General features: G+C 68.3%; 17 protein-coding genes and 1 riboswitch. Of the genes, 11 read left to right on the top strand and 6 right to left on the bottom strand.

Going from position 1 to position 23,342, the window contains the following annotated elements; translation table 11 throughout:
• Positions 1-17 precede the first annotated feature (17 nt).
• Positions 18-1,481 (bottom strand): polysaccharide biosynthesis tyrosine autokinase, encoded by a 1,464-nt coding sequence (locus ACL9RL_RS03730; protein ID WP_422778869.1) that lies wholly within the window; start codon positions 1,479-1,481, stop codon positions 18-20.
• Between the two features lie 196 nt (positions 1,482-1,677).
• On the opposite strand from ACL9RL_RS03730, the gene ACL9RL_RS03725 reads away from it, so the two are divergent.
• Positions 1,678-2,304, top strand: coding sequence for a hypothetical protein (locus ACL9RL_RS03725; protein WP_422778868.1), 627 nt, complete (start codon positions 1,678-1,680; stop codon positions 2,302-2,304).
• 36 nt (positions 2,305-2,340) lie between these two features.
• Here the strand turns inward: ACL9RL_RS03725 and ACL9RL_RS03720 are convergent, their stop codons facing one another.
• The 4 genes from ACL9RL_RS03720 to ACL9RL_RS03705 all read right to left on the bottom strand — a co-directional run bounded on the left by ACL9RL_RS03720 (position 2,341) and on the right by ACL9RL_RS03705 (position 7,543).
• A complete protein-coding gene (locus ACL9RL_RS03720; RefSeq protein WP_422778867.1) occupies positions 2,341-3,510 on the bottom strand; it encodes a glycosyltransferase in 1,170 nt (389 codons plus the stop codon).
• Positions 3,511-3,514: 4 nt separating this feature from the next.
• Positions 3,515-4,300: a CDP-alcohol phosphatidyltransferase family protein gene (locus tag ACL9RL_RS03715; RefSeq protein WP_422778866.1), complete on the bottom strand. Its 786-nt coding sequence runs from the start codon at positions 4,298-4,300 to the stop codon at positions 3,515-3,517.
• Entirely contained in the window at positions 4,297-5,556 is a 1,260-nt protein-coding gene (locus ACL9RL_RS03710; RefSeq protein ID WP_422778865.1) for a DUF1972 domain-containing protein, read from the bottom strand. The genes ACL9RL_RS03715 and ACL9RL_RS03710 overlap by 4 nt, the downstream gene beginning before the upstream one ends.
• A gap of 445 nt (positions 5,557-6,001) precedes the next feature.
• Positions 6,002-7,543, bottom strand: coding sequence for a sugar transferase (locus tag ACL9RL_RS03705; RefSeq protein ID WP_422778864.1), 1,542 nt, complete (start codon positions 7,541-7,543; stop codon positions 6,002-6,004).
• Positions 7,544-8,061: 518 nt separating this feature from the next.
• Between ACL9RL_RS03705 and ACL9RL_RS03700 the strand changes: the two genes are divergently transcribed.
• The 3 genes from ACL9RL_RS03700 (at position 8,062) to ACL9RL_RS03690 (ending at position 11,159) form a co-directional block, all read left to right on the top strand.
• On the top strand, positions 8,062-8,598 hold the full coding sequence (locus ACL9RL_RS03700; protein ID WP_422778863.1) for a MarR family winged helix-turn-helix transcriptional regulator: 537 nt from the start codon (positions 8,062-8,064) through the stop codon (positions 8,596-8,598).
• A 160-nt stretch (positions 8,599-8,758) separates the two neighbouring features.
• Entirely contained in the window at positions 8,759-9,838 is a 1,080-nt protein-coding gene (locus ACL9RL_RS03695) for an acyltransferase family protein (protein ID WP_422778862.1), read from the top strand.
• Positions 9,839-9,896: 58 nt separating this feature from the next.
• The gene (locus ACL9RL_RS03690; protein WP_422778861.1) at positions 9,897-11,159 is read left to right on the top strand and encodes a CPBP family intramembrane glutamic endopeptidase; all 1,263 of its coding nucleotides are present in this window, start codon (positions 9,897-9,899) and stop codon (positions 11,157-11,159) included.
• A gap of 84 nt (positions 11,160-11,243) precedes the next feature.
• Here the strand turns inward: ACL9RL_RS03690 and ACL9RL_RS03685 are convergent, their stop codons facing one another.
• Positions 11,244-11,381 carry a hypothetical protein gene (locus tag ACL9RL_RS03685; protein WP_422778860.1) on the bottom strand — a complete coding sequence of 46 codons (138 nt, stop codon included), beginning with the start codon at positions 11,379-11,381 and terminating at the stop codon, positions 11,244-11,246.
• A gap of 299 nt (positions 11,382-11,680) precedes the next feature.
• Between ACL9RL_RS03685 and ACL9RL_RS03680 the strand changes: the two genes are divergently transcribed.
• The 7 genes from ACL9RL_RS03680 (at position 11,681) to ACL9RL_RS03650 (ending at position 23,332) form a co-directional block, all read left to right on the top strand.
• Positions 11,681-13,063, top strand: coding sequence for a C40 family peptidase (locus ACL9RL_RS03680; protein ID WP_422778859.1), 1,383 nt, complete (start codon positions 11,681-11,683; stop codon positions 13,061-13,063).
• Positions 13,064-13,157: 94 nt separating this feature from the next.
• The gene (locus ACL9RL_RS03675) at positions 13,158-14,300 is read left to right on the top strand and encodes a DNA alkylation repair protein (protein WP_422778858.1); all 1,143 of its coding nucleotides are present in this window, start codon (positions 13,158-13,160) and stop codon (positions 14,298-14,300) included.
• A gap of 456 nt (positions 14,301-14,756) precedes the next feature.
• Positions 14,757-16,001, top strand: coding sequence for an SLC13 family permease (locus ACL9RL_RS03670; RefSeq protein WP_422778857.1), 1,245 nt, complete (start codon positions 14,757-14,759; stop codon positions 15,999-16,001).
• A 192-nt stretch (positions 16,002-16,193) separates the two neighbouring features.
• Positions 16,194-16,370: riboswitch (M-box (ykoK) riboswitch) on the top strand.
• Positions 16,371-16,780: 410 nt separating this feature from the next.
• The gene (mgtA, locus tag ACL9RL_RS03665; protein ID WP_422778856.1) at positions 16,781-19,648 is read left to right on the top strand and encodes a magnesium-translocating P-type ATPase; all 2,868 of its coding nucleotides are present in this window, start codon (positions 16,781-16,783) and stop codon (positions 19,646-19,648) included.
• Between the two features lie 186 nt (positions 19,649-19,834).
• Positions 19,835-20,536: an MgtC/SapB family protein gene (locus ACL9RL_RS03660; protein WP_422778855.1), complete on the top strand. Its 702-nt coding sequence runs from the start codon at positions 19,835-19,837 to the stop codon at positions 20,534-20,536.
• A 203-nt stretch (positions 20,537-20,739) separates the two neighbouring features.
• Complete coding sequence (locus ACL9RL_RS03655) at positions 20,740-21,144, top strand: RidA family protein (protein ID WP_422778854.1); 405 nt, start codon at positions 20,740-20,742, stop codon at positions 21,142-21,144.
• Positions 21,145-21,505: 361 nt separating this feature from the next.
• Positions 21,506-23,332, top strand: coding sequence for a 2-isopropylmalate synthase (locus ACL9RL_RS03650; RefSeq protein WP_422778853.1), 1,827 nt, complete (start codon positions 21,506-21,508; stop codon positions 23,330-23,332).
• The last annotated feature ends 10 nt before the right edge of the window (positions 23,333-23,342 follow it).

The following is a 23,342-nucleotide window of genomic DNA, read 5'->3' as shown; positions in this document are numbered from 1 at the left end:
GGGCTGTGTCCGGATGGTCAGCGGACGGGGACCGATTTCGAGGGCTTCTTCCCGGCCGGTGCTGCGGCCTTGGCGTCGGTGTCGACGGGTGGAACCGCGCGCCGCTCGAACTCCTCAGCAGGGTGGATTCCGGGCGCCGGGTGATTGTCGTAGCGGTAGTACGAACTGGATTCGTCCTGCTTGACGCCGTTGAGCACGATGCCGACGGTGCGCGCGTTCGCGGACTCGAGGGTTTCGAGTGCACGCTGCAACTGCTGCCGTCTTGTGCGCTTGTATCTGGCGACGACGATCGCGCCGTCGGTCATGTGCGTGAGCCACAGCGGGTCGGTGACGGGGATGGCCGGCGCGGTGTCGATCACGACGAAGTCGTATTCGGATTTCGCGAGCTCCACGAGCCGGAGCATCGAGTCGGATGCGAGCAGCTGGCTCGGGTTCGGTGGCACGGTGCCTGCCGCGAGGACGTCGAGGTTCGCCCGGCCCCAGGACTGCACGGCCTCCTCGAGGGTGATGTCGCCGAGGAGCACGCTCGTCAGACCGACCTCGCCTTCGATCTGCGTGTATTCGGCGATCGATGGGCGGCGGAGGTCTGCGTCGATGAGGAGCACACGCGGAACCCGTTCCGTCATCGAGAGTGCGAGTCCGAGGGCGACCGTGCTCTTGCCCTCGCCCGGCAGCGCCGAGGTGACGACGACGGAGGAGATCGTCTCGTCGACGTCGGCGAAGGCGAGATTGGTCGCCAGCCCGCGGAACGCCTCCGAGATGATGCCGTTCGGGTTCCGCATCATGGCCTGGGTCGCGAGCTCGCCCTTGCGGGGGCGCCCGACGGTGCTGAGCACGGGGGTCTCGGTGAGGTGCTGGACTTCTCTGGAGGAGCGCAGCCGCGTATCGAGCAGTTCCTTGCCGAACGCGCAGACGATTCCGAGGAGGAGGCCGCCGAGCGCACCGCCGGCGGTGAGGAGCTTCGTGTCAGGGGCGAAGGCGAACGCGGGGAGCTTGGCCGGGGCGATGACGGTGAGCGTCACGGCCGGCTGGTCCTCGGTGTTCTTGGGGGAGATGTCTGCCACGGCGCTGCGCAGCGATTCTGCGACGGCCCCGGCGATGCTCTGCGCCTGCTTCGGGTCGTTCGACACCGCCGCGATCTCGATGATGACGGTGTTGATCGGCGCGTCGGCGGTCACCGTTCGTGCCAGCTCCTGCACGGACATGTCGAGGCCGAGCTTCGTGATGACCGGCTGCAGCACGATGGGCGAGGACGCCAGGATGGCGTAGGACTGCACGAGGTTCTGGACGTAGGTGGAGCCCTGGACGAGCTCGGACGTGGAGTTGCCGCTCGCCGTCGCGACGAACACGCTCGTGTTCGACCGGTACTGCGGCGCGACGGTCTGCGCGTAGGCGAACGCCCCGATTGCCCCGATCACTGCGAGCCCGACGATCAGGATCCATTGTTTTCGCAGTGTCGCGATGTAGTCGCCCAGATCCATTCGTGGCCCCCTTGCAGTGATGACACCCAACACCTCAGGATACCCGCGGATTTCCCGGTCCAACGGGGTTTTCCCGCCCCAGTGCGGGGGGTATACACGGGTGTGATGACCCCCGGAGGGCAGGGTGGCGGGGTGCGGACCGGGTACACTCGTGCCAGCGTGGGACCGGTTCCTGCTTCCGTAATCGAAGGGCGTCATGGCGCGACTACTCGTGGTGTGCAAAGCCAACATCTGCCGTTCGCCGCTCATCGAACACCTCCTCCGCGTCCGGCTCGCCGGGATCGCCGGGTTCGAGGACATCAGAGTCGTGAGCGCCGGCGTCGACGTGACGAGCGGACACCGTATGTGCGAACTGGCGGCGGCCGAGATCGGCAACCAGGCCGCGACAGCCCCGCATCGCGCCAGAGGCGTCACGCAGGCGATGCTCGATTCGGCCTCGCTCGTCCTGACCGCGGGGCGCGCGGAGCGCTCCGCACTCGCGAAGCTGTCGCCAGAGTCCCGCACACGGGTCTTCACACTCAAAGAAGCAGTCGCTCTGGCAGGGACCGCGGACCAGCCCCTCGCCGAACAGCGGACGACGGATGGCGGGGCGGACCGCCTGGCCGACATCGCGACGCACCTGAACGCACGACGCGGGTTGCTCCTCCTGCCGACGCATGAACACGCCTCGACCTCGTGGTGGCCGTTCACGAAGAAGCCGACCGACCCGCTGGAGATCCCCGACGGGCACAATCTCGGCGACCGCGCGCATCGAGCGACCATCCGCAGCGCACACCAGGCCGTCGATCAGTTCGTGACGCTGCTCGAACGCCCCCGCTCGTAGCCGGAACGCCCTTCGGCGCTGTCTTCGGCGCTGTCTTCAGCGCTGCGCTCGGGCGACCGCCCCTGCACTGAGGTCCTCGGCGACCGACACGATGCGTCGCCGATACGTCTCGATCGAATGACGGGCCCGCGCGAGGTGCTCGTCGTTGAGTGCGGCGTTGCTCATCACGCCCCACTCGTTCGACACGGTCTCCAGTGCGTTCGCGAGGCTGACCGCATCGCTCGGCGGAACGAACTGCGCCGACGCGTAGCCTGCCGCGGCCTCGCGGAGACCGGAGGTGTCGCTCACGATGACCGGTCGCGCCGCGAGGATCCCTTCGACGGCCGTGTTGCCGAACGGTTCGTCGAGGCGAGAAGGCACAACGAGCACGTCACCCGATGCGAGCAGCGCCCACGGGGCGTCCTGGAAACCGTGCAGGACGATCCGATCGTCGAGGCCGAGGTGGGAGACGAGTTCACGCAGTTCGGTCTCGAACCATTCGTAGCCGGGGAACACCGCGCCGACCACGTCGAGATGCGCGTCGACGCCGCGCTTCGAGAGCTCGCCGATCGCGGCGATCGCGACGTCGGGTCCCTTGCGCGGCGAGAGGCGTCCGACGTACACGACACGCAGCCCGTCGGTGAGCACCGGCCGGGGGGACACCACGGCGTCCGGCCCGACGACGCCGTTGTAGACGACGGTTGTGCGACCCTCGAGCCGCGCGAACGCCGAACGCAGGACCCCGACGCTGTACCGGCTGTTCGCGACGAGACGGTCGGCGAACAGGAGCGGGAACGAGAGCGCCCTGGTCACGAGTCTGCTCGCCGACCCCTCCGCCTCGTGCACGTGCACGACGGAGGGGATGCGGCCGAGCTTCGCGATGAGCGTCCACAGCGGGATCGTGATCGTGTTCGTCCAGATCAGGGTCGGCCGGACCTCGCGGACGAGGCGGCGGCCCGCCCGCAGACCGGTCACCGTGTGCCCGATGAGGGTGAACAGTCCCCGCGGCGAGAGCAGGCTCTTGCGCAGCACGAGGGACGGGGTGAAGACGACCCGCGCACCGTGCGCCTCCAGCATCGGCACGAGCGGGCCATCGGCCGGCAGGGTGACGGTCACCGGGGCGCCTGTCGCGCTGAGCGCGGCGACCGTCTCCAGGAACACCCGGTCCGACCCGTACAGGTCGGCGCTCGGGTGTGCCAGCAGAAACGCGGGCGGCCTGGCGTCCATCGTGTCAACCACGGAGGCTGGGCACCCGATCCAGCTTGTCCATGTCCCTGAACCACTTCACGGACGCCAACAGCAGGTGTCCGGCGTTCGCCACGAACATCAACGTGTACACGGCGAAGAACACCATCGGCGCTCCGAGGAGCAGGAAGACCATGCAGAGGAAGCCGTAGTCGGTCGGGATGACGAGGAGGGCGCGCAGCGGTGTGCTCTTCCCGGCGTTCTCGGGCGCCTTGTAGCCGTAGGCGTGCTTCAGCTGGTCGTTGAGGATCATCGCGAAGAAGGACACGGCTGCGACGACGCAGTAGGCCATCGGGATGAGCAGCAGCGCCGGGCTTGGCAGCTCGAACGAGCGGTACGCGGTGATGAGCACCGCGAGGTGCAGCGTGGAGATCTTGGTCGCGTCGATGACGTGGTCGAGCCACTCGCCGGATGCGGAGCCGCCTCCGCGCAGACGCGCGACCTGACCGTCGGCCGAGTCGAACGCGTAGCCGAGCGCGAGCGTGAACCACACGGCCACGCCGACCCACCACACGGGCGGGAGCAGGATGAGCATCGCGATGCCGGAGAAGGTGAAGACGGCGCTGATCGCGGTGACCGCGTTCGGCGTGAGGCCCACCTTGTATGCGCCGGCCGCGAGGTAGCGGCCGACCTTGCGGTTGACGTAGATCGAGTACGCCGGAGCGCCCTGTGCGCGCTTCTTCTGTGCGCCGGCCAGGCGCGCGACGATGTCGGAGTAGGCCTCACCGATAGGGGGTGCGGCGGTTCTGGTGTCGGCAGTGATTCGGGTCATGCCAGTCCTCGGATGTGATCGGTGGTGCGGTTCGGGTTGGGGTGGTGCACTGGATTCGGGGTCCAGTCGGCATCTGTGCGGGTGAAGCGTCCGGTGCCTCGGATGGTGTCGCCGCCGGCGAGCCGTAGGGCCAGCTCCTCGTATCCGGTTGCGACGTCCTCCCAGCGGTAGACGGCTGCTGCACGGGTTTGCAGCGCGCCGCCGATCCGACGGGTGGTCTCTGGGTCCTCCTCCGCCTGGTCGACGTGGGTCGCGACATCGGCGGGGGAGGAGAAGTACGAGCCGTCTGCGCCGACGACCTCGTGGTTGAACACGGCGTCGAATGCGATGACAGCGGTGCCGGCGCCCATCGCGCGGAGGAGCGACGGGTTGGTGCCGCCCACCGAGTGGCCGTGCAGGTAGGTGAGCGCGTTCGCGTAGAGCTGGTCGAGGAGTTCCTGGTCCCAGACGCCGCCGAGCAGGTGCACGCGCGGGTCGGCAGCGGCGAGGTCGGCGATGCGCTGGCTGTATTCGGCGCCGTACGGTGCTGAGCCGACGACGAGCAGCGGGTGCTTCGCATCGCTGCGGCTGTACCCCTCCACGATGAGGTGGACGTGGTTCTCCGGCTCGAACCGGGCGACGGCGATGTGGAACTTCCCCGCCTCGACGCCGACGGACGCGAGGAGGTCGGTGCGCGGGTGTTCGAGGATCTTCGCGCCGTAGGTGAGGAGCTCGGTGGGGACGCCGAACTGGTCCTCGTAGTAGTCGACGATGCCGACGGCGTCGGAGATGAGCGCGTCAGCCGTGTGGACGGCCTGCTGCTCAGCCCAGCGGTAGTAGCGCTTGCCTGCGCCGGACCATTTGCCGCGCATCCATTCGAGCCCGTCGACGTGCACGGCCACCGGGACGCCCTTCGCCCGGATGAACGGGACGAACGGCGAGTTCGCAGCGTTGAACACGAACGCGGCGTCGTGACGCTTCGTCACGGCGAGGTGCAGGGCGGACAGTGCCGTGTGGGACAGCGTCTCCGCCTGCTTCAGACGCAGCGCCGGAAGGTGGACGAGGTCCATCCCGAGGTGCGTCGACGGCTGCTCGCCGCCCAGCGTGCTGCGGCAGTACACGGTGACCTGGTGTCCGCGCTCGACGAGGCGGCTGCCGATCTCCTCGACGGCGGTCTCGAAGCCCCCGTACGCGGCGGGGACGCCGCGCGTGCCGATCATGGCGATGCGCAGCGAGCCGTCCGGCCGGGTGCCGTGCGCGACGCTCCGGGCGCTCATGCTGCGCGCCGGACGTCGGAGGTGGGGGCAAGTCGGGTCATGCCTGGGTTCTGTCTTCTCGGGTCGTATCCGCTCAGTCCCCGTGCAGGCATCCGGTCGACTCTCGGGGAATCGGTCGGGGAGCAGCTGCTGGTCCGGGCGATGGTTCGACGCAGGGTGCGTCGTCTGGTTGGTGCGACCGTCCCGGACGGGTACCGGGTCGTGTCGTGTCGCTGGCCGGTGCGTGCGGTCCGTTCGGGTGTGCTCGGATTCGCACGGCCTGCCAGTTCGGGTTGACGATCGTCAGCGTAGCCGAGCGTTTCAGCGGCCGGAAGGGCGCTTGTCCTCTTTTTGGCGGACAGGGGAGAGTGCTTCCGGAATCTTGAGCCAAGGGTGCGGGAATCTTGTGCTGAACCAGCGGTTTCCCCCCGTGTCGCAGCCTTCACGCCCCCGGCTGCGCCATCCATCAGTACGCTCCGACCGGCCGCAGGACGACCTTGACCGTCTGCCACAGGATCATCAGATCGCCCGTGATGGACCAGTTCTCCACGTAGTAGAGGTCCAGCCGCACGCTCTCCTCCCAGCTGAGGTCGCTCCGCCCGCTGACCTGCCACATGCCGGTCAGACCCGGCTTGATGTGCAGGCGCCGGTGTGCGTCCGGCTCGTACTCGTCCACCTCGCTCGCGAGCGGCGGGCGGGGTCCGACGAGGCTCATCTCACCGGTGAGCACGTTCCACAGCTGCGGGAACTCGTCGAGCGAGAACTTGCGGAGGATCTTGCCGATGCGGGTGACGCGCGGGTCGTCCTTCATCTTGAACAGGGTGCCGTTGCCGTCGCTCTCCGCGCGGAGCGCCGGGAGCGCCGCCTCAGCGTCGACGATCATCGAACGGAACTTGTACATCCGGAAGCGCTCGCCGTTCCTGCCGACGCGCTCTTGCGAGAACAGGGCGGGCCCCGGGCTGTCGAGCTTCACGAGCAGGGCGATGACGGCGAGCAGCGGGGAGACGAGGACGAGGCCGATGCTCGTGAGCGTGACGTCGAGCGCCCGCTTCATGATGTGGTGGCCGCCCTCGAACTGCGGGATCTCCACGTGGATGAGCGGCAGCCCCTCAACGGGACGGAAGTGGATGCGCGGGCCGGCGACATCGGTCAGTCGCGCCGCGAGGACGAGCTCGGTGGCCGATCCCTCCAGATCCCAGCCGAGGCGCTTGACGTAGTCGCTGCCGCCGTCGACGGGGCCGGCGATGATGACGGCGTCCGCGCTGAGGTTCGCTGCGGCCTGGGCGATGCCATCCATGTGCGACACGATGGGCACCTGCCGGCGGCCGGAGCGGATGGCGTGCGGCAGGTGCTCGTCGACGACGGAGGCCCCGACGATGTCGTAGCTCACGCTGTGACGCGCGGTGATCTGCTGGATGACGTACTCGACGTCATCGCGCTTGCCGACGACGACCGCACGCGAGAGGTATGCGCCCGCACGGCGCTGCGCGACGAGCCATTTCCGCCACAACCACCGGTTCACCAGCAGCGCGAGGGTCCCGATCGGGAGGGCGAGGATGAAGAAGCCGCGCGCCACGTCGACCTTGAGGATGAGGAAGGAGATCGCGAGGATCCCGAACGCGAACGCGCTCGAATTCACGATGCGGCGGTACTCCGTCGAGCCGCTGCCGAAGATGCGCGTGTCGCGTGAGCGGGTCGTGGTGAGGAACGTCAGCCACACGAGGACGATGAGCACCGAGGTGCCGAGGTAGCGCTGCTGCGCCGCCTCGCTGAGTTCGCCGTCGATCCCGAAGCGGAACGCGAACGCCGCGGTGACCGAGCCGACGACGATCGCCGCGTCGGTCGCGAACAACCGCATCCGATACCGCAGGGCCCACTCACGCTGCGTGAGCGATTTGACGGACGGGGCGGAGGCGACGGGCGCCGCCGCCGTGAACGTCGGCTGCTTGCGGCGGCCGATCGTGATCGGGCCGGCCAGGGTGAACTTGTCGTCGACTTCGGTGGTCACGATGCTGCACCCCTTCCATCGGCGGCGTCTGGCGCGGTGCATACGGGTGCAGCGCTGGTGGTTCGGGCGGCGTTTCGGGTCGCGATGGGGGCATGCAGGGTGTTCATGCGCTGCCATCGGGGGAACCGACGGCGATTCGGGTGCGTCGTCATTGGGTGCTGTCCAGAGTGTTGCGGGTCGTATTTCGGGATACGGGGCGAGCGTTCGGATCGCTCGGGGGAGAGCGTCCGGATTCGGGTGCCGGACAGCACGTCGGGCGGCGGCGAAACCTCGCGGTCGCCGTACGTCCCCCATGAATGTCCTTCGAGTTTAGGGAGCGGGTGCTGCGACTGTTTCCCCCACTCTTGGGGGCATTCAGCCCCCAGTTCTGGGGGTCAAGCATGATTTCGGTGACGGAAATCGTCGTTTCGGGGCGATTCGCGATGGTTTCCGTCGTGGGACGTTCAGCGGGTTCCATCGCGTTCGGCTGCGCCGCCGTCCAGGCGGCCGCAAGAGCTGTTGAGGACTACATTGGTGGCATGGATGCAGCAGCGTGGACGCAGGGCAAGACGCCCGCCGACCCCGCTGAACCCGCTGCAGCGCGCCGCTTCGAGGACGGCGGCCGCGATCCGATGGCCGAGTGGCCGACTGGCAGGCTCCTGTCCACGGCATCCAGGCTCGTGGAACACGCCTGGTTGCGTGCGCTTGAGCGTCTCGGTGTGACCCACGCCGGCCTCATCGTGCTGCACCTGCTCGAAGCAGGGCCGGCCAGTCAGAAGGAGCTCGCCAGGAGGGCTCGCGTGCAGAACCAGACCATGTCGAGGACGCTCGACCGGCTCGAACGCGACGGCCACGTCCTGCGCGTCGCCGACCCGCACGACCGCCGTCGTCACGTCGTCACGAGGACCGATGCCGGAACGCTCGTCTGGAAGACCGCTGACCGGCTCGAGGCCGACGTCTTCCCCGATGTCGCTGATCAGGGTGCGCTGCGGGCGCTGCTGCTCGACATCATCCGCTCGGGGGAGTCGGCCAGATGGGCCGGAGAGGGCGCAGAGCAGGAGCCCGCCGAGGACTGAGCCTGCGGCGCTCCGAAGCCACAGCGCCCCCTTTTGCGGGCTGCTGCCCCGGCCGTCCCATCGGTACACTCGGAATCCGGCACTGCGCGACCCGAAACGCGCACGCGCGCCGTAGCACCAGGCGGCGCCGAATCTCCGACCACCGATGAGAGGCGGAACCATGCCATCCGCCCCACCGCGCTACGACGGGGTCCAAGCACTCCGCTTCGTCGCGGCGGCCGTGGTGGTCGTCACCCACTCGATGTTCTACACGCAGGAGCGCCTCGACCAGGGCGCCGCGATCTGGCACGGTGGAGAAGCCGGCGTCGACATCTTCTTCGTCATCAGCGGATTCGTGATGATGATCGCGTCGGGCATGCGGCAGCACGAGCCGGGCGACTGGAAGTACTTCTCCATGCGGCGCATCGTCCGCATCGTCCCGATGTTCTGGATCGCGTTGACGGTCAAGATCGCGACCATGCTCGTCCTGCCGGCGGCGGTCCTGCACGCGCAGCTCACGCCGTCGACCGTGGTGTTCTCCTACCTGTTCATCCCGAACCGGAACAGTGAGGGCCGTGTCGAGCCGCTGCTCGGCGTCGGCTGGACGTTGACCTTCGAGATGATGTTCTACCTGATCTTCGCCATCGCACTGTTCGTGCGTGTCAGGCCCGTCGTGTTCGCGGGGCTCGTCCTGGTAGGGCTCGCCGTCGGCAGCATCTTCCGCCCACCGGGCGACTGGCCGGCCTGGGCCGTCTACTTCGACCCGATCGTGCTCTACTTCCTCGTCGGGATGCTCATCGCGCTCGTCGTGACGAAGCCAGCCTTCCGGCGCTTGCGCTACCCGGTCTTCGGAGCACTGGTGGCGATCCTCGTCGTCGTGGCCCTCCTGCCGGGCGCTGACCTGTCGCTCGACCGCGGTTCACCCGTCCGGATGCTCGGCGTCGCAGCGATCGTGTACGGCGTCGTCCTGCTCGAGCCGATCCTCACAGGGCGCATCCCGAGGCAGGTCCTGTTCCTCGGAGACGCCTCGTACTCCCTGTATCTCTTCCACCCGCTCATCGCACCGATCGTCCCCGTCGTCCTCGCACGGTTGGGGATCATCTCCGCACCCCTGTCGATCGTCCTCGCGGTGGCAGTCGCGATCATCGGCGGTGCGCTCGTCTACCGATGGATCGAGCGTCCGATCACCGGGCAACTGCGACGGCGGCTGCCCTACATGACCAAACCGAAAGCCAAGCCGCAGCCGGTCTCCGCGCACTGAGGAACCGCTCGCACGGCTTCGCGTTGCACTCCGGCGATCGGACGGGCAGGGTTGAGAGATGGAACCGTCCAGGGGGAATCAGGAACCGCGTCCGACATCGCCGCAGCAGGCGGGCGTGCCTCAGGCGCCACAGCACGGGGTGCCGCAGTACGGGGTGCCACAGCACGGGGCGCCTGGCGGCATCGCGCCCGCCGGGCCGACCCCAGCGCAGGCCCAGGCGCAGTGGGAGGCGGCCGCCAGACGGGCAGGGCGGGAGGCGCTGCGCGCTGAACGCGCCGAGGCGCAACGCCAGTGGGTGGAGCGCACCGGGTCCACCTTCGAGTGGCGACCCGTCCTCGTCTTCCTCATCATCGCCTTCGCGCTCGCGTGGCTCGTCTGCCTCCCGCTCTACATGAACGAGGGGCTCGCCAACCCGTGGTTCGGACTCATCGCCGTGTGCATGATGGCGACGCCGGCCATCGCAGCCCTCGTGGTCGTCGGCTTCGTGCGGCGGCCGCCGTCGATCCCCAGAGAGCTCGGCCTCTGGCCGCTCGGTCGTGCGCCGCGGTTCCTGTCCTCCATCGGCTTGGCCGTCCTGGTACCGGTCGCCCTCATCCTCGTCGCGCTGCCGATCGGCGCGCTCCTCGGCGTGTATCCGGCCGACTTCGTCCACTTCTCGGCCTTCCAAGCGGTCATCGACGCGCAATTGGCGGCGAGCGGCGTCGCGTCGCTGCCCATCCCCATCGGCCTGCTCGTGCTCGCGCAGCTGCTCAACGTCGTGATCGGCGCGGTCATCAACACGGTGCCTGCGCTCGGTGAAGAACTCGGCTGGCGCGGGTACCTCCTGCCCAAGCTGCTGCCGCTCGGCAACGTGCGCGCCATCCTCATCTCCGGTGTCGTCTGGGGCCTGTGGCATGCGCCGCTCATCCTGCTGGGCTACAACTACCCCTATGCGCCGGGCTGGGCCGGTGTGCTCATGATGTGCGGCATGTGCATCGTCGTCGGCGGCGTGTTCGGCTGGCTCCGCCTCCGGTCGGCCTCCGTGTGGCCGGCGGCTCTGGCGCACGGGGCGTTCAACGCGGCGGCCGGGTTCTCGCTCGTGTTCGCGCAGGCGGGCGAACGCATCGACACGGTCAACGCGACCATCCTCGGCTGGTCCGGATGGATCGTCCCGGCTGCTGTGGTGGTGTGGCTCGTCGCGACCGGGCGGTTCTCGGCCGGGCCGCCGGTCGTCGCTGCGGTGGCCGGCGGGTCTGTTGGGCCTGTTGGGCCTGGTGGCCCTAGCGGGCCTGGTGCTCCCGGTGGCCCTGCTGTGCCCGGCGCCGGCGGTCCGACCGTCTGATGGGAACACGAATGCCCCACTGCACTGCAGCGGGGCATTCGGAATCCGGTGTTCGCCGTCCGGATGATCCGGGTCGGCGATCGATCAGCGCTTCTTGACGTTGGAGATGGCGTCGCCGTCTCCACCCGTCGAGTGCTTGGCGCGCTTGTCGGCGCGCTTCTCCTTGAGCGACTTGGCCGGTGCCTGTTTTGCGGAACTCTTCTTCGGGGATTTGTCTGCCATGGCCGTGTCTCCTTCAGTGAGCCGCGATGACTCTGTGGCCTCAGGGTAGGCCCCGCGGCGCGATTCACGGCCGGCGACGGCGGTATTGGGTCGAAACTCTCTGGTTGCGACCGAAATCGGGGAGCCGGTGTCCAGAATCGCCGATGTCACCCGTTCGAGGGGTGAAGGAGTGGTGTAATGAGGCTGAAGTGGCTAGTGTTGTCAAAGTTTCTATTGTGACTGATGTGAATCATCAGGGACGACGACCCGCCGCGGACGCAACAATCGTGTCGCGGCGACGAGGACAGGCACGGAGAATCATGCGAGACGAGCGTTCGCCCCACCACGACGGAGCCGAGAGCGCCACGAGCGCGTTCGGCCGCGCGTCGGAACCCGTTCGCCGACACCGTCGCATCGGACGACGCGGTTGGGTGTCCATGTTCATCGCGGCCGGCGTCGTCGCCGGATCGCTCACCTTCGGTGCTGCCCCCGCGATGGCTGCCCCGTCGTACCCCAGCTGGGACGACATCGAGGCGGCCAAGTCCAACGAGGCAGCCAAGCAGGCAGAGATCGCGAACGTCGCATCGCTCATCTCCTCGCTGCAGGCCACCTCGGACGCCGCGTTCCGCACCGCTCAGATCTCCGCGGAGGCGTACCGTCAGGCGCAGGTCGCCGTCGACGAGGCCACCGCCCGTGAGGCAGCGCTGCGCACGCAGGCGGATGCCGCGGCGGCCAAGGCGAAGATCTCGAAGCAGCGTGCCGGCGCCATCGTCGCGCAGCTCACCCGCTCAGGGTCGGGCGACTCCTCGCTCGACCTCGTGCTCGGCGCCGACCAGAGCGGCGACCTCCTCGGGCGACTGTCCTCGATGGACAAGCTGAGCGAGCGCAACTCCAAGTCCTACACCGAGGCCGTGACCGACCAGAACCAGGCCACGGCGCTCACCGATCAGGCCGGCGTCGCCAAGACCGAGCGGGAACGCCTCGAAGGCGAGGCGAAGAGCAAGTACGACGACGCGCAGGCAGCATCGGCTGCCGCTGATGCAGCGGTCGCCGCCGAGCAGAAGCAGTCCGACGAGCTCTTCGCGCAGCTCGCATCCCTCAAGAACACGACCGCTCAGGCCGAGCGGGACTACGCACTCGGTGAGGCCGCCCGCCAGGCGGCTGCCGCCAACCCCGGCGGAGGCAACTCCGGTGGCGGTTCCGGCGGGGGCAACTCTGGTGGCGGCAACTCCGGTGGCGGCAACTCCGGCGGTGGATCTGGTGGAGGCAATTCCGGCGGAGGCTCTGGCGGCGGAGGCGGCGGAACGGTCACCCCACCACCACCGGACGGGAACGCGGTCGAGAACGCGATCGCCTTCGCGATGTCGCAGGTCGGCAAAGGCTACCAGCTCGGCGGAGCCGGTCCGAACGTGTGGGACTGCTCAGGTCTGACGCGCGCGGCGTACGGGAGTGGCATCGGCACGCACTCGGCCACCAACCAGTACTACACGATGCAGGCGCAGGGACGTCTCGTGCCGTTCAGCCAGCGTCAGCGCGGCGACCTCATCTTCTGGAGCGACGGCCCAGGCGACTACTACCACGTTGCCATCTACCTCGGCAACGGACGCATCGTGGAGGCCGCGAACGAGCGGTCCGGCGTCCGCGAGTACTACATCTGGGGCATGGGCGACGTCGCGTCCTACGTCGGGCGCCCGACGGGCTGATCCGACACGGCGTCGGTGCAGTGTCGGACGGTCCCGATAGGGTCGGTCCGGCCCATGAGCGAACCGTGGAGCCACTGACTCCAGGGAGCTGCGCATGGGCGCCATGAACGAACTGATCGACGCAGCGGCGGTCGACGGACTGCGTCGTCGACTCGAAGCGCTGGGCGCGCCCGCGGCTGCGTCCATCTCGTGGACGGAGCTCGCGGCATCGGTCGACCGTCTCGACGACCTCAATCTCCGGGCCAGGAGCGACCTCGTGAGCGCCGCGCTCATCGCGGACCTGCAGGCGGCCGGGAGTGCCGATGCCGAGGCGTGGGCCGGCATCGTCCGGTCGCTCCTGCTCGATGAGACGTTCCGGGGCTGGACGATCTGGCCCGTCTCGGAGACGGTCACGACGCTCTCGCTCGCCGACGGCTCGGTCGAGGCCTTCGACGACGGTCTCCGCCTCCTCGGCGAACTCACGCCGAGGCTGACCTGCGAGTTCGCGATCAGACGCTTCCTCGAAGCCGACCTCGATCGTGCTCTCGGCATCGTCCAGGGGTGGACGAGCGACCAGGACGAGCACGTCCGCAGGCTCGCGAGCGAGGGCACGCGCGCGTTCCTGCCGTGGGCGATCCGGGTGCGGTCGTTGCTCGCACATCCGGAGGCGACCATCCCCGTGCTCGATGCGCTCGTCCACGACGAGAGCGAGTACGTGCGGCGGTCGGTCGCGAACCACCTCAACGATCTGAGTCGTGAGCACGCCCCACTCGTTGTCGAGACGGCTGCTCGATGGCTCTCTGCGCCGGATGCCAACACCCGGTCGCTCGTGCGCCACGGTCTTCGCACCCTCGTGAAGCGCGCCGACCCGGCTGCGCTCGCGCTGCTCGGCTTCGAGCCGGTCGTCGTCGAGGTCTCGGACCTGCGTCTGGGCGATGCGACGGTCGTGCTGCCCGGAGAACTCGACTTCGCGTTCAGCATCACGAACGCCGGTCGGTCGGCGGCCAAGCTCGCGATCGATTTCGCGGTGAGCTACGTCAAGAGCAATGGGACGCTCGCCGAGAAGGTGTTCAAGCTCACCACGGTCGAACTCGCGGCCGGAGAGTCGACGACCGTACGGAAACGTCACGGCTTCCGGCAGATGACGACGAGGGTGCACTACGCCGGTACCCACGCCGTCGAGGTGCAGGTCAACGGTGAACGGTACGCCCGTACCGAGTTCGAGGTGCTCCTTGAGCCGATCCCCGCATCGCGCTGACGGACGGCGAAGAGGGCTCAGCGAGGACGAGGGCGGACGCACATGGGAGCGTCCGCCCTCGAGCGAATCCCCGGACGCTGACGGTATTCGGGCTGTCGCCGGTACCTGAGGAGCGCCATCGCCCGGGATGTTGAGGTTTCGCGAGACCGACCATACCGACCCCCGCCCGCCCGCACAGGGGCTTGAGATGGTCCCGCCCGCAGTGTACGGCCGGCTCACGGTCTCGCTCACCATCCCGCTCACGGTCTCGCTCACCATCCCGCTCACCGTCTCGCTCACCAGCCCGCGGCATCGCGCATAACTCCTTCGATCCGTCGCGGCCCGGAGCGCTCGACCGCGGAATTCCGCGGGTTCTCGACGTCACCGCTGACGAATTGAAGGAGTTGTGCGCGAAGGAACGGGACGACGGTCGTAGGATCGAATGCCGATGAGGCGACCGGACGTCGGAAGGACAGCGTGCGTACAGCGATCCTCGGCGGTGTGCTCCTCGTCATCGGCGCCGCAGCCGTCATCACCGGCATCCTGCCACCGGCCGACGCCGCCGCGATCGGCGAACGCGTCTGGCCGATCCTGTTGTTCGTCGTGGCGATCACGATCGTCACCGAACTCGCCTCGGACGCCGGGCTCTTCACCCTCGTCGCCGAACAGACCGCGAAATGGGGCAGAGGGCGCCGCTGGTTCCTCTGGCTGCTCGTGCTCGCCCTCGCCGTCGGAAGCACGATCTTCCTCTCGCTCGACACGACGGCCGTCCTCCTGACGCCCGTCGTGGTGCTGCTTGCGCGTCACGTCGGGGTGCCGCCGATCCCGTTCGCCCTCACCACTGTGTGGATGGCGAACACCGCGTCGCTCCTGCTGCCGGTATCGAACCTCACCAACCTGCTCGCGGAGCACGCGATCGGCGACCTCTCGCCGGCGGACTTCGCCGGGCTTATGGCTGCGCCCGCGGTTGTGGCGGTCATCGTGCCGGCCGGGATCCTGTTCCTCGTGTTCCGGAGGGACCTTGTGGGGAGGTACGCCCTTCGACAGGCTCAGGGACCGGGTGGGGCCCTTCGACAGGCTCAGGGACCGGGTGGGGCCCTTCGACAAGCTCAGGGACCGGGTGGGGAGGCTCAGGGACCGGCGGCCTCGGACCGGGTGCTGGTTGTTGCGAGCGGTGCCGTCATCGTGTGTCTGCTGCCGCTGCTCGTGTCAGGGCTCCCGGTCTGGATCCCGGCGAGCGTGGCGGCCGTCGTCCTCGGCGTGGTCTTCGCCGTGCGGCGACCGGCGACGCTCAGCTTCAGCCTCCTGCCGTGGCAACTCGTCATCCTGGCGTCCGGCCTGTTCCTCGTGGTCGAGGCTGCGCACTCGCTCGGCCTCGGCACGCTCCTGACCGCCGTCGCCGGAACGGGCACTGGCCTGCCCGAGCTGCTGCGCCTCGCCGGCGTCGGCGCCCTCACCGCGAACGTGGCCGACAACCTGCCGGCGTACCTCGCGCTCGAACCCGTCGCAGGCGACCCGGTCCGCTTCGCCGCGCTCCTCATCGGCGTCAACGCCGGGCCGCTCATCACACCGTGGGCGTCGCTCGCCACCCTGCTGTGGCATGAGCGGCTGCGCTCGCTCAACGTGCGGTTCGGCTGGGGCAGGTACATGCTGCTCGGCCTCATCGCCGCGCCGCTGACCGTGGCGGCGGCGACGGTTGCGCTCTGGGTCGCGCACCACTGACGGCCACAGCCCAGCCCAGCCCAGCCCAGACCAGCCCAGCGCACCGCTGCGCCGCCTGAGGCAAGGTGAACCGCACCGCAGCAGGCCAGAACGCGTGAAATCCACCTTCTCTCGCGCGGTTCTCCTTGTGTCGTGCGGCGCAGCATCGCGCATCGTTTTGCACATCGTGCCGAGAGGTGTATGGTCGTCCACGCAGCACCTTGTTAGGCGAGGTTCCTGCACGAATACAGGCCACTGATCTGACGACGTCGAGAGACGCCCAAGATCAGGACAGGTTTCCCCGGCTTAAGGGGTCACCCCAAGTGGCTTCCCACCGGAGACGGTGGGATCACGTCGTGCAGTGCCGAAGCTCTTACGTGGAGGTGTGGCGAATCCGCTGAAGGCTCCACCGTCCGTATCCCACGGACCGTGCCGCCGTGCCCGGACGCCGCTGGCTGCGTGCGGCGCTCGCCGCGGATGCGGAACACGACCGGAGGAGGTGGCCCCAGTGGACGACGGACATTCTCGATTGCCCTACAGCCACGACACCACGGGTCGCGCTCCGAAGCGCACCGCCTGATCCAGTGCAGGACACCGTCCGATACGACGGCTGATCCGGCAGGACCGGCGGTGACCGCAGAGCCCACCGGCCCCGCAGCGTCGTGGCGCGCGCCAACCGCGCACCCCTGACGCATTCGATCCGGCCAGGCCGGGACATCGATGACGCCCGCTTCCGCATCGGAGGCAGGGCTGTTCGGTGTGCCCGCAGCGCGCCCGAATCACAGTTTTCGGAGAAGACCATGAACACCATTCGCTCCCTGACAGGCCTCGAGACGGACCTGTCGACCCTCACCCAAGGACCACCGGGCACGGCACCCCGCCCGAACAAGAACGCTGGCAAGAACTCCGGCAAGAACACCGGCAGGAACCGCACCAAGAAGCGTGCAGGCACCGACACGAACACCCTGCTCGACCAGTCCCAGCGCGCCCTCCTGCGGAACGCCGCGACCGCTCCCGTTGCAGACACGGTACGCCGGTTCGGCGTCGGCCGTGACGGCGCAGACCTCATCGGCCTGACCCCGGACACGGTCGAGAAGCGACTCGACGAGTACGGCGAGAACGTCGTCGGACACCACAAGCCGGCCCCGGCCATCATCCAGTTCCTGATGGCGTTCACGAACCCGTTCATCCTCATCCTGCTGTTCCTCGTCACGATCATCTACTTCACCGACGTCGTGTTCGCCGACCCGGCGGACGGCCCCTCCTACGAGGGCGTCATCACGATCGGCACGATGGTGCTGATCAGCGTGATCCTGCGGTTCTGGCAGGAGTACAGCACGGGGCGCTCCGCCGAGGCGCTGCTCGCGATGGTGCGCACGACCGCTGCGATCACCCGCTCGCACGCCGGGGTCCCGGTGACGCGGGAGCTCCCCATCGAGCAGGTCGTCCCTGGCGACGTCGTGCAGCTGGCGGCCGGCGACATGATCCCGGCCGACGTGCTCATCGTGCGGGCCAAGGACCTGCAGATCAACCAGGCGATGCTCACGGGCGAGTCCCTGCCTTCGGAGAAGTCCGCGCAGGTGCAGACCGCGCTCGCGGACACCGACCTCCTCGGCGCGACGAACCTCGGGTTCATGGGGACGTCGGTCGTCAGCGGTTCGGGGACGGCGATCATCCTCGCGACCGGGCAGAACACCTACTTCGGGTCGATGTCCGCTTCGATCGTCGGGAAGCGTCCGGAGACGAGCTTCGACATCGGCATCCGCAAGGTCAGCATCCTGCTCATCCAGTTCATGGTGGTCATGGTGTCGATCGTGTTCATCGTCAACGGGCTCACGAAGGACTGGGGCTCGGCGTTCCTGTTCGGGGTCTCCGTCGCCGTCGGGCTGACCCCGGAGATGCTGCCGCTCATCGTCACCGCGAACCTCGCGAAGGGCGCGCGGTTCATGGCGAAGCGGAAGGTCGTCGTCAAGCGGCTGAACTCCATCCAGAACTTCGGTGCGATGGACGTGCTCTGCACGGACAAGACGGGCACGCTCACCGAGGACCGCATCGTCCTGGAGCGGCACATCAACGTCTTCGGTCGCTCCAGCGAGACCACGCTGGGCCTCGCCGCCGCCAACGCGCACTTCCAGACGGGGCTCCGCAACCTGCTCGACCAGGCCGTGCTCGACGTCGCAGGGCCGGGGGAGCTGGAGCGGATCACCGCCGAGTACACCCTGATCGACGAGATGCCGTTCGACTTCGTGCGCCGCCGGATGTCGGTCGTGCTCGACGACGGGCTGTCGCACCTCATCGTGACCAAGGGCGCCGTGGAAGAGGTGCTCGCGCTGTGCACGACCGAGCAGGTCAAGCTCGGCGCGGCCGGACGGACGGCCCCGCTCACCCCCGAGCGGCTGCGGGAGATCACCGATCTCGTCGCGGAGGAGAACCGGATGGGACTGCGGGTGCTCGCGGTCGCGACCCGGTCGATCGCCGCCGAGATGCAGGACGGTGCTGACGGCACGCTGGGCGCGGCGGGCACGGACGGCATCGACCCGAACGTCTACAGCACCGCCGACGAGACCGAGATGACCCTCGTCGGGTTCCTCTCCTTCCTCGACCCGCCCAAGGCATCGGCCAAGGACGCGATCGCCTCACTCGAGCGCCACGGCACCCAGGTGAAGGTCATCACGGGAGACAACGAACTCGTCGCGGCGACCGTCTGCCGGACCGTCGGCATCGACGTCGGGGAGATCGTCCTCGGCTCGCAGATCGACGAGCTGAACGACGAGGAGCTGACCGCCCTCGCCCTCCGCAGCACCGTCTTCGCGAAGATGGACCCGCTGCAGAAGGCGCGGATCGTCGAAGCGATGCGCGACGGCGGCCAGACCGTCGGATTCCTCGGCGATGGGATCAACGATGCGGCTGCGCTCCGTGCAGCCGACGTGGGCATCTCCGTGGACACGGCTGTCGACATCGCGAAGGAGTCGGCAGACATCATCCTGCTGGAGAAGGACCTCACCGTCCTCGAAGGCGGCGTGGTGGAGGGGCGTCGCACCTTCGCCAACACGATGAAGTACATCAAGATGACGGCGTCGTCGAACTTCGGCAACATGTTCTCCGTCCTCGTGGCGAGCGCGATGCTGCCGTTCCTGCCGATGATCCCGCTCGTTGTGCTCGTGCAGAACTTGACCTACGACCTGTCGATGCTCACCCTCCCGTGGGACAAGGTCGACAAGGAGTACCTGAAGAAGCCGCGCAAGTGGGAGTCGAAGTCGCTCGCCAGGTTCATGGTCTTCATCGGGCCGATCTCGTCGATCTTCGACATCTCGACGTTCGCGCTGATGTGGTTCGTCTTCGGGGCGAACTCGCCTGAGCACGCCGCACTGTTCCAGTCCGGCTGGTTCATCGAGTCGATCATCTCGCAGACCCTCATCGTGCACATGCTGCGCACGGAAAAGATCCCGTTCATCCAGTCGCGGGCGAGCCTGCCCGTCATGCTGGCGACGGGTGCCGTGTGCCTGTTCGGTCTGGTGCTCCCCTTCACGGGGCTCGGTGCGTCGTTCGGCCTCGTGCCGCTGCCGTGGACGTACTTCCCGTTCCTCCTGCTGACGCTCGCGGTGTACTGCGCGCTGACGCAGTTCATCAAGGTGAAGTTCATCAAGAAGTACGGCAGCTGGCTGTAAGCCGCACCGGCGGTGGGCCGGTGGGCCGGTGGGCCGGTGGGCCGCTGCGGTCGGTGGGGCGTCGCGGGTGCGGCGCCCCACCGACCGGTGTGTTGGATCGGCCCGGCTCCTGGTCGTCCGGTCGTGTCCGGCATCGCCTCACTCACGCACATTCATCAGTTTTCGACCCCTGGGAAGGGCATCATCATGGACATCCTCGACATGCTGCTCCGCGTCGGACTCGGCCTGCTCCTCGGAGCGGCGATCGGGTTCGAGCGTCAATGGCGGGCTCGCACGGCCGGCCTCCGCACCAACGCACTGGTCAGCCTCGGCGCGACTCTGTTCGTCCTGCTCGGCGCCTACAGCTTCGGCGGCGGCGACCCGACGAGAGTGGCCGCGCAGGTCGTGTCCGGCATCGGCTTCCTCGGCGCCGGCGTCATCATGAAGCGCGGGCCGGCGATCTCCGGACTCAACACGGCTGCGACCCTGTGGGCCTCCGCGGCGGTCGGGTGCCTCGCCGGGGCTGGGTCGTATGTGATCGCGATCGCGGGGACGGCGGCGATCATCCTCGCGAACACCTTCCTCCGGCCGATGGGGCGCCTCCTGGACCGCGGGGCGTCGAGCGTCGGGCGTGAGATCCCGCCGGTGTCGTACGAATTCACGGTGCGATGCCCGGAGGACGCGGAGGCGACGGTGCGCGCACTCGTCTTCGACGCCGTGCACCGGGACGAGTTCACGGTGCAGTCGGTGACGTCGACTGACACGGACGGCGGGGTCGTCATCGTCGCGACGCTCACTTCTGCGAGCCGCGACGACCGTGCGCTCGAGCGCGCCATCGAGCGTGTGGTGCACGAGCCTGCGGTGACCGCGGTGCAGTGGTCCGCGCAGAACCTGGAGGTCGCCGACTGATCGTGGTGCGTGCGTGCGTGCGTGGTCCGTTCGCAATTCAGGAGCGCCCCCGGCGTGTTGCGCCCCCTCGGCCGGTTGCGGGGCGACACGCCGGAGGCGCGCCTGAGTTGTGGACGGACGACGCGGGGACGGCGTCGGATGAGGTGCCCAGGCGACCCCGATACGGTTGACGCGATCCTGCCCGACTCACGAAAGAGCCGCACATGACCGTTGTCTCCCTCATCCGTTCCACCGAGTTGTCCGATGCGGCGCAGTACGCGTACGCCGCAACCGCACCGGCCGGCAGTCGGTACATCTTCCTCGCGGGGTCCTGCCCGCTGAACGCCGACGGATCCACGGCGGGTGTGGGCGATGTCGCGGCGCAAGCGCGCAAGTGCATCGAGAACCTGCACCTCGCGCTGGCCGCCGCCGGGGCGCGCATCGATGATGTCATCAGCACGCGGGTGCTGGTCGCGTCGGCGAAGCAGGCCGACCTCGTGGAGGCGTGGAACGTCGTCCGCGATGCGTTCGGCGACCACGATGCGCCGTCGACCCTGCTCGGGGTCGCCGCGCTCGGCTACGACGATCAGCTCGTCGAGATCGAGGCGACGGCCGCCGTCCAGGACTGAGCGTCCGCGACCGGACGTTCACAGTTCACAACTGACCGTTCACAACTCAGGAGCGGCCCCGGTGTGTCGCGACCCCTCGGCGGGTTGCGGGGCGACACGCCGAGGGCTCGCCTGAATTGCGAACGGACCGGAACAGAGCGGAACGGAACGGACGAGTCGGCTAGCGCTGCCATGCTGATCGTTCCTGTCGCTTATCTCCTCAGCTTGTCTGAGGAGTTGTTCTCGTCTATCGTGGCGTCCATGCTGCTGCACGGTCGACTTCTTCGCCGCCGCAACAGGGCCTGATCAGACCGGCTCCCTGTTGTGGAGTCGATGCACGCCGCCGGTCGATCATCATCGAACGAAAGCGCCAAGCATGATCATGAACTCCACGACCCAACCCGCCTGGAACACCCAACGCCCCTCCGGGATGCCGTCGCACCGGTACCGCAACGTCTTCGACCGCGTCGAGATCCCGCTCGCCACCCGCACCTGGCCGACCGCGCGCATCGAGACCGCCCCGCTGTGGGTCCCCGTCGACCTCCGCGATGGCAACCAGGCACTCGCCGAACCGATGAGCCCCGATCGCAAACGTCGATTCTTCGAGCTCATGGTGCGGATGGGGTACAGCGAGATCGAGGTCGGGTACCCGTCGGCATCGCAGACGGATTACGACTTCGTCAGGCTGATCGCGGACACCGACATCGCACCGGAGTACGTGACGATCGTGGTGTTCACGCCGGCGCGGGCGGACCTCATCGCGCGCACGATCGAGTCGATCCGTGGCATCCGCAACCCGGTCGTCATCCACATGTATGCGGCGACGGCGCCGGCGTGGCGCAGCCTGGTGCTCGGGAAGACGCGCGATGAACTCACCCGGCTCATCGTCGACGGCGGCGAGGCCATCCTCCGCGGCACCGCTGCGATGTCGAACGTGCGCTTCCAGTTCTCCCCGGAGGTCTTCAACCTGACCGAACCGGATTACGTCCTCGGGCTGTGCGACCGGATGACGACGCTGTGGGACGCCAGCGCCGACCGGCCCGTCATTCTCAACCTCCCCGCGACGGTCGAGATCGCGACCCCGAACGTGTACGCCGACCAGATCGAGTACATGAGCACCAATCTCGTCCGCCGTGACGGCGTCATCCTCTCCGTCCACCCGCACAACGACCGTGGGACAGGGATCGCCTGCGCCGAGCTCGCCGTCCTCGCCGGCGCGCAGCGGGTGGAAGGGTGCATCTTCGGGAACGGGGAGCGGACCGGGAACGTCGACATCGCGACTCTGGCCCTCAACCTGCACGCCCAGGGCGTCGACCCGATGATCGACTTCTCGGATATCGACGGCATCCGCCGGGTGGTGGAGGACTGCACGCGGATGCCGATCCACGACCGGCATCCCTACGTCGGCGACCTCGTCTACACGGCGTTCTCCGGGACGCATCAGGACGCCATCAAGAAGGGGTTCGCGGCACACCGTGCTGCAGCGGATGCCGCCGGCGTCTCGGAGCGGGAGCACCCCTGGGAGGTGCCGTACCTGCCCATCGACCCGGCCGATGTCGGGCGCGGGTATGACGCGGTGATCCGGGTGAACAGTCAGTCCGGCAAGGGCGGGATCGCGTATCTGCTGCACTCCGCGTCCGGGCTGGATCTGCCGAGGCGGTTGCAGATCGATTTCTCCAAGCGGGTGCAGGCGCACACCGACGGGTCGGGGGAGGAGGTCGGGGCCGAACAGTTGATGACGTTGTTCCGCTCGGCGTACATCGAGGATCCCGATGCCGAGGCCGGTTCGGATGGTGCCAACGACAGCGCATCGACCCGAGCGGGCCTGCGCCTCATCGAATGGGCCTCGGTTCGCGATGCTGCGGGGATCGAGACGACGACGCTCACGCTCGAAGCCGATGGAGCCCGCTCCGTGCACGTGCATACCGGGGTCGGTCCTGTCGACGCGCTCGTTGCCGCAGTCTCCTCCCTCGGGCGCGGCGTCGATGTCCTCGGACTCACGCAGCAGTCCCTGGATGAGGGGAGCTCGAGCAGGGCGGCCTCGTTCCTCGAGTTCCGCTCGGAGGGCTCCGTCGGCTGGGCGGTCGGCATCGACGAATCCGTCCTGCAGGCCTCTCTCGCAGCGGTGATCCGGGCGGCGAATGTCGCCGCCTCGCCCGCCGCACCACTCGTCACTCAGCCCGCCACCCCGCTCGTCACTGCGAGCTGAGGGCGTCCGG

Source organism: Plantibacter sp. Mn2098 (assembly GCF_049319745.1).
Classification (GTDB): Bacteria; Actinomycetota; Actinomycetes; order Actinomycetales; family Microbacteriaceae; genus Plantibacter.
The sequence above is the reverse complement of the archived record's forward strand: the minus strand, read 5'-3'. Positions and strand labels throughout refer to the sequence as shown.